This is a genomic window from Rhizobium sp. BR 315 (assembly GCF_050577975.1).
GTDB lineage: Bacteria > Pseudomonadota > Alphaproteobacteria > Rhizobiales > Rhizobiaceae > Rhizobium > Rhizobium miluonense.
In genome coordinates this window covers 46781-53599 of record NZ_JARWKZ010000042.1, presented here as the reverse complement: position 1 = coordinate 53599, position 6819 = coordinate 46781, and the positions used below count along the sequence as shown (strand labels likewise).

The 6819-nt window shown below is 60.9% G+C and carries 5 protein-coding genes; 2 read left to right on the top strand and 3 right to left on the bottom strand.

Annotated elements, in window-relative coordinates; all coding sequences use genetic code 11:
• Positions 1 to 267: 267 nt before the first annotated feature.
• Genes yidC through rpmH form a run of 3 tightly spaced genes read right to left on the bottom strand, consistent with a single transcriptional unit; the run spans position 268 to position 2636 of the window.
• Positions 268 to 2076 (bottom strand): membrane protein insertase YidC, encoded by a 1809-nt coding sequence (gene yidC / locus QD409_RS27490; RefSeq protein WP_092843089.1) that lies wholly within the window; start codon positions 2074 to 2076, stop codon positions 268 to 270.
• Entirely contained in the window at positions 2076 to 2465 is a 390-nt protein-coding gene (gene rnpA, locus QD409_RS27485) for a ribonuclease P protein component (protein ID WP_199092748.1), read from the bottom strand. Before rnpA ends, yidC begins: the two co-directional genes overlap by 1 nt.
• Before the next feature lie 36 nt (positions 2466 to 2501).
• A complete protein-coding gene (gene rpmH, locus QD409_RS27480) occupies positions 2502 to 2636 on the bottom strand; it encodes a 50S ribosomal protein L34 (RefSeq protein WP_092843085.1) in 135 nt (44 codons plus the stop codon).
• Positions 2637 to 2993: 357 nt separating this feature from the next.
• Here rpmH and QD409_RS27475 point away from each other — a divergent pair, with 357 nt between their 5' ends.
• Positions 2994 to 5027: a methyl-accepting chemotaxis protein gene (locus tag QD409_RS27475; protein ID WP_245297889.1), complete on the top strand. Its 2034-nt coding sequence runs from the start codon at positions 2994 to 2996 to the stop codon at positions 5025 to 5027.
• Between the two features lie 169 nt (positions 5028 to 5196).
• Positions 5197 to 6717 (top strand): ATP-binding protein, encoded by a 1521-nt coding sequence (locus QD409_RS27470; RefSeq protein ID WP_430764152.1) that lies wholly within the window; start codon positions 5197 to 5199, stop codon positions 6715 to 6717.
• The last annotated feature ends 102 nt before the right edge of the window (positions 6718 to 6819 follow it).

Here is a 6819-nt window from a genome sequence, read left to right as displayed (position 1 = left end):
GGATCGTAGGGGGGACGACCTGTCGAGGCCTCAACCGCTCGCCTGAATCCGAGCTGCGCAACATCAAGCCCATCGACAAAGGCATCGATCACCCGCACCGCAGCATCTGCCGCAACGTAATCCTCGATCCGGGCTGGCAACAGCGACGTCTGACCCCGATCAGTCCCTGAAATGTATCCCATGAAAATGGCCGCATCGTTTCCAATGCGGCCACCTTAATTGATTTGCCGGACTTCTCACACAGGCTGCGAAGCGGGGCTTTGCTGTTTATTTCGATGGCGCCGGTTTTCGTTTGAAGAGGCCCTTCAGATTGTCGAAGAGCTCCACCTTCACGCCGTGGCGCCTCATGATGATCGACTGCTGGATGACCGAGAGCGTGTTGTTCCAGGCCCAGTAGATCACGAGACCGGCCGGGAAACTTGCCAGCATGAACATGAACACCAGCGGCATCCAGTTGAAGATCATCGCCTGGGTCGGATCCGGCGGCGTCGGGTTCATGCGCATCTGGAAGAACATGGTGACGCCCATGATCAGCGGCCAGACGCCGAGATGCAGGATGGTCGGGGCTGCGAACGGCAGCAGGCCGAAGAGGTTGACGATCGAGGTCGGATCCGGCGCGGAGAGGTCCTGGATCCAGCCGAAGAACGCCGCATGGCGCATCTCGATGGTGATGTAGATCACCTTGTAGAGCGAGAAGAAGATCGGGATCTGCAAGAGCACCGGCCAGCAACCCGCGATCGGATTGATCTTCTCTTCCTTGTAGAGCTGCATCGTCGCCTGCTGCAGGCCCATGCGGTCGTCGCCGAACTTGGCCTTCAGCTCTTCCATCTTCGGCTGCACGCGCTTCATGTTCGCCATGGAGGCATATTGCCGGCTGGCAAGCGGGAAGAAGAGCGCCTTGACCACGATGGTCGTGCAGAGGATGGCGACGCCGAAATTGCCGAAGAAGCGGAAGAAGAAATCCATCAGCTTGAACATCGGCTTGGTGATGAAATAGAACCAGCCCCAGTCGATCAGGCGGTCGAAGCGCGGGATCGAATAGCTGGTTTCATAGCGATCGATGACCGGAACTTCCTTGGCGCCGGCGAAGATGAGGTTCTTCAGCTCGATCGACTGGCTGGGAGCCACCGTGATGGCATCCTGCTTGTAATCGGCCTGATAACGCGCCGTACCGTCGCTGAAATGCGAGAAGCGAGCATCATAGGCGGTCGACTGCGGCGGCACGATGGTTGCGGCCCAGTATTTGTCCGTCATGCCGAGCCAGCCGCCGGTCGCCTTGGCGGGCGTCGTGGCTTCCTTCTCGGTCGACGCATATTTGGTCTCGATCAGGCCGTCATCGCCGATGACGCCGATGAAGCCTTCGTGCAGGACGTAGGCGGAAGGCGTCTCGGGCTTGTTGTAGCGGGTGACGCGGCCATAGCTCGACAGCGAAACCGGTGCCTGGCCGCCATTGGCGATCTTGTCGGTGATCGTGAACATGTAGCGATCGTCGACGGAGATGGTGCGCGAGAAGGTGACGCCCTTGTCGTTGGTGTAGGACAGCGTCACCGGCGTCTTATCGGTCAGCTTGTCGCCGCTTGCCAGCTTCCATACGGTCGAAGGGCCGGGGACAGCACCGGTCGCGTCGCTGCCGACATAGCCGAGCTCGGTGAAGTAGCCATCCTTGGTGTCTGCCGGGCTGAACAGCGTGATGATCGGGCTGCTCTTGCTGACGGTCTCATGATAGGCCTTGAGCTGCAGGTCGTCGAGGCGCGCGCCTTCCAGGTTGATGGAGCCTGACAGCGCGGGCGTATCGATCGCGACGCGCGCAGACGACGTCTTGGCGACCGATTGATCGCGCGTCAGCACCGACGCCGTGTTCTGGCCGCCTGCCGGCAGCGAACCATTGACCGGAGCAGCGCCTGCGCCGGCGGCGGGTGCCTGCGTCGTCTGGGCGTGCTGCGACTGCTGCTGCTTGGCGGCCTGTTCGGCCTGGCGCTGCGCCTCGAGGCGCGGGTTCATGTAGAAAAACTGCCAGCCGAGAACAATCAGCACAGACAGTGCAATTGCAATGAAGTAATTGCGGTTGTTTTCCATCATACTTTCCTGGAGCGGTCCGTCTCGGACCGCCGATGTTTCGGCCTGGTTTCGATGCGGCTTACGAGTTCGCTTGCCAGTTTTTCGAAAGGTGCGGTCAGCACATCGCGCCGCGCGACAACCACATAGTCGTGTCCGGGCTGCATTGCAAACCCGGCATGAAGCCGCACGGCTTCTTTCAGCCTGCGCCGCATGCGGTTGCGCTCCACTGCGTTGCCATGTTTTTTGGTAACGGTAAAACCAACGCGGGGGTCGGCGTCGGCAAGCTTGCGGTCCAGCATCTCTAGCAGGAAGAAGCCGCCTCTGCGCTTCTCGCCTTCACGGACTGCAAGAAACTGCGGCCGGCTTTTCAGCCGCCCGACAGTCTTTTTGGGTCGTTCATTCGTCAATTGCCCGCCATCCTCGACTATCGGGCATTTCGGCCGTTAGGCCGAAAGACGCTTGCGGCCGCGGTTACGGCGAGCGGAAAGAACCGCACGGCCGCCCTTGGTAGCCATACGGGAACGGAAGCCGTGGCGACGCTTGCGGACAAGCTTGGATGGTTGATAGGTACGCTTCATTTATTTAAACACCGCGGAGTGCGGCCCTTCTTGAGCTTTGCTTCAATAGCAAGGAGCGTTGTTGATTATGACGAACGGACTTGGCCCGCAGATGCAGGCTCTATGACCGAACGTGCGCGGGCTTATAAGGATCAGGGCCCCCAAAGTCAATTATACCGGCGCAGATTCCTGGAAATCCAGGATTCCTGTTAGTCGGCCGATCGATTGTGCCGCCGGCAATAGAGTTCGGAGATTCCTGAAATATAAGGCGGAAACAGCCCTGAATCCCGATGTTCCGACGCGAAATACGGCAAGATAACATTAATGAATTTAGCCGATATCTAAGTGCGTACTGGCAAAACCCACCGATTTTGGGGGATGACGCTGGCCTTGGGGGATATCTTGAAAATTCGCGGCAAAGTAAATCTGCTTGTACTCGTCATGACCGGCGCAGCACTCCTGATCGGCGGCACCACTCTTTACGCGCTGCATCAATATGACCAGAGATTGCAGAGTTATGAGCAGACAGCCAGCCGCGCCTATATGGGCGAGCACCTCAACCGTTATGTAACCGCGGTGGTCATGGAATCCCGCGGCATCTATGCGGCCGCTTCCGCAAAGGATGCCAAGAGCTTCGCCGATGGGCTGACGGCCGATCTCGACGAGATCGACAAGGTTCTGGTCTCCTGGTCGCCTCTGGTTCCGGATAGTCAGAAAGCGGATTTCGCCAAGCTGAAAGCCCGCGCTCAGGAGTTTCGCGTCTTCCGCACGGAGACGGTCAAACTCGGCGTGACGGATGGCCCCGATGCGGCGGCCAAGCAGGGCAACAACGAGGCGAACCGCGCCAATCGCAAAGCCTTCCAGGCTGAGATCGACGCCGTCGTCCAGGCTGACAAAGCGGAACTTGCAAAGGCTGAAGCCGAGATCGCCGTCTTCCACGAGAGCGTCCTGTGGGTCGTCCTCAGCATCATGGTCGCCGGCATCGGCGCCGGCGTCGGTCTTGGAGCTTACATCGGCACCGTTCACCTGAGCCGCCCGATCCGCAAGGTCACGGACGCGATCAAGAAGGTTGCCGACGGCCAGTTCGATATCGAGGTCCCGTTTGCCGGTCGAGGCGACGAAATCGGCGAGATGGCAGCGGCTGTCGACGTCTTCAAGGAAAACGGCAATGCCGTGCGCCGCATGAATGCCGAGGAAATGGCGATGCGCGCCAGAAGCGACGAGCTGCAGTCCAGCATGTCGCTGGCCGTTTCGGCTGCGGCCGCCGGCGATTTCAGCCGCCGCATCGACAAGGATTACGGCGACGCCAATCTCAATCGCTTCGCTACCAATGTGAATGAGCTGCTGATGAGCGTCGATGTCGGCATCGGTGAGGTCCGTCGCGTCATCGCAAGCCTGGCCGAAGGCGATCTCACCCAGTCGATGAAGGGCGAATTCCAGGGCGCCTTTGCGGAATTGCAGCAGAACGTCAACGCGACGCTCGCAACGCTGAAGAGCACCATGCGCGAGGTGCGCGAGACCACCGGCTCGATCAATTCCAACACCAACGAGCTTCGTCACGCCAGCGACGACCTATCCAAGCGTACCGAGCAGCAGGCAGCTGCCCTCGAGGAAACCTCGGCAGCGCTCGATGAGATCACCTCCGTCGTCCAGAACTCGACGGAGCGGGCGCGCGAAGCGAGCGTCATGGTGGGCGAAGCCAAGGAAGATGCTGCCCGTTCCGGCACCGTCGTTCGCAACGCGATCGATGCTATGGGCCGCATCGAGCAGGCATCCGGCGAAATCAGCCAGATCATCGGCGTTATCGACGATATCGCCTTCCAGACCAATCTGCTGGCACTGAACGCCGGTGTGGAGGCTGCGCGCGCCGGCGAGGCAGGCAAGGGCTTTGCCGTCGTCGCGCAGGAAGTGCGCGAGCTTGCCCAACGCTCCGCCACGGCGGCCAAGGATATCAAGGCGCTGATCGGAAAATCCGGCGGCGAGGTGCAGGTCGGCGTCAAGCTGGTGCAGGCGACCGGCGAGGCGCTGTCGACCATCGAAGCGCGCGTGCTCAAGATCAACGATCACATCCATTCCATCGCCACCGCGGCGCGCGAACAGGCGACCGGCCTGTCGGAAGTCAACAAGGCCGTCAATCAGATGGACGAGGTCACGCAGCGCAACGCTGCCATGGTCGAGGAAACTTCGGCAGCGACCCATCGTCTGGCGGGCGAGGCTGACGGCCTCGTGCGCCTGGTCTCCCGCTTCAAGGTCGATGGAGGCAGCGTTTCCGCTCCGGTGCCGGCGCGCGCCGAAACGCATCGTCCGACGGCATCGCCGGCGCGCCGGATGATTGACAAGGTCGCGACGGCCTTCGGCGGCAACGCTGCCCGCGCGCCGGCCGCTGCTGCGCAGAATTGGGAAGAGTTCTGATCTCTTCGCGAGTGGGCGAGAAGCGGCTGTGCTGAGCGCCGCCGCTCTCCTTGTATGCGTCATCGTGCCCTAGGATCGGGACGCGATTGGAAAAAAGCCCACAATCACCTATTATACCGTTTCGACAAGTCGCCATCAGGTCGCTTTGCGGCGAAGCGGGACAATTGAAATGGACAGTGAGCAGGGCAGGAGCGCCGCAAAGGACGGCAAGGCCGAGAAGGTCGGCCTCTCCAGGCTTTGCAGGCCAACCGGCATCTTTGGCGGGCTCTCCGGCAAGCTCCTCATCCTCACCATCGTTTTCATATCGTTGGCGGAGGTGCTCATCTTCGTGCCTTCCGTCGCCAATATGCGGCTGCGCTGGCTGGAGGATCGGCTGAGCACGGCTGCCGCCGCCGCCATCGCCATTGACGGCTTGCAGACGGCCGAATTGCCCCGTGCGCTGCAGAAGGAAACATTGATGGCCACCGGCACGCGGGCCATCGTTCTGCGCAAGGACGGCACCTCGCGTCTGCTGGCGACGGCAGAAATGCCGGCTTCGGTCGATGACATGTATGATCTCAGCGACGTGTCGCAGCCTACCGCCATCAAGGACGCCCTCGACACTCTGCTTTTCGGCGGCAACCGCATCATCCGTGTTTTCGGCCCCGTCGGCGGGGATGCCGGCACCGGCATCGAAGTGGTGCTGAAGGATACGCGCCTGCGCAATGCGATGCTTGCCTATTCCCGCAGCGTCTTCCTCGTTTCCATCCTGATTTCGCTCTTCACCGCGACGCTGATCTTCTTTGCGATCAACCGCATCATGATCCGCCCGATCCGCCGTCTCACCGACAGCATGCAGGCCTATTCCGACGATCCGGAGGATCCGGGCCGCATTCTCGTGCCCGACCAGGGGCGCGACGAGCTTGCCGTCGCTGGCCGCCATCTTGCTGCCATGCAGACGCAGCTTCAGAAGACGCTGAAGCAGCAGAAGAATCTTGCCGCCCTCGGCCTCGCCGTCTCGAAGATCAATCACGACATGCGCAACATCCTGTCGGCTGCGCAGCTGATGTCGGACCGGCTCGTCGATGTCGACGACCCCATGGTCAAGCGCTTCGCGCCGAAGCTGCTGCGCACCATCGATCGCGCCGTCGGCTATACGACCGAGGTGCTGTCCTATGGCCAGACCTCCGAATCGGCGCCGCGCCGGCGCAAGATTCGTCTTATCGAGCTGATCGCCGAGGTTCGCGATATCCTGGCGATCGAGCCCGACAGCGGCATAGAATTCATCGAGCAGCTTAGTGCCGATCTGGAAGTCGATGCCGACGGCGAACAGTTGTTCCGCGTCATCCATAATCTCTGCCGCAACGCCCATCAGGCGCTGGTTGCCATTAGCAACGCCGAGCTCGACAGCATAAAGCGCATCACGGTCTCGGCGCATCGAATCGGCAGCGTCGTCAGCATTACCGTCGACGACACCGGCCCCGGCATGCCGCAGAAGGCGCGGGAGAATCTCTTCACCGCTTTTCGTGGCTCCGCCCGCTCCGGAGGCACAGGCCTTGGCCTGGCGATCGCCCGGGAGCTGGTGCTTGCCCATGGCGGCACCATTGCGCTCGTGGAAAAACCGGCTGCCGGAACGCAGTTCCGCATCGAAATTCCCGACCGTCCCGTATCCCTCGACGATTATCGCAGCAAGAGCTTGCAAGAAATCTGAATATTTTCAGATAGTTGTCGGTATCTTGCACGAAAATCGCGATCTTTTTCAGAAATCCACTTGCATTCCCCCAAGGGACCCTTTAGAGAACCGCCCACACCG

Coding starts and splice junctions, on each gene's coding strand:
- QD409_RS27475 (WP_245297889.1), top strand. CDS start 2,994: ATGACGCTGGCCTTGGGGGATATCTTGAAAATTCGCGGCAAAGTAAAT.
- rpmH (WP_092843085.1), bottom strand. CDS start 2,636: ATGAAGCGTACCTATCAACCATCCAAGCTTGTCCGCAAGCGTCGCCAC.
- yidC (WP_092843089.1), bottom strand. CDS start 2,076: ATGGAAAACAACCGCAATTACTTCATTGCAATTGCACTGTCTGTGCTG.
- QD409_RS27470 (WP_430764152.1), top strand. CDS start 5,197: ATGGACAGTGAGCAGGGCAGGAGCGCCGCAAAGGACGGCAAGGCCGAG.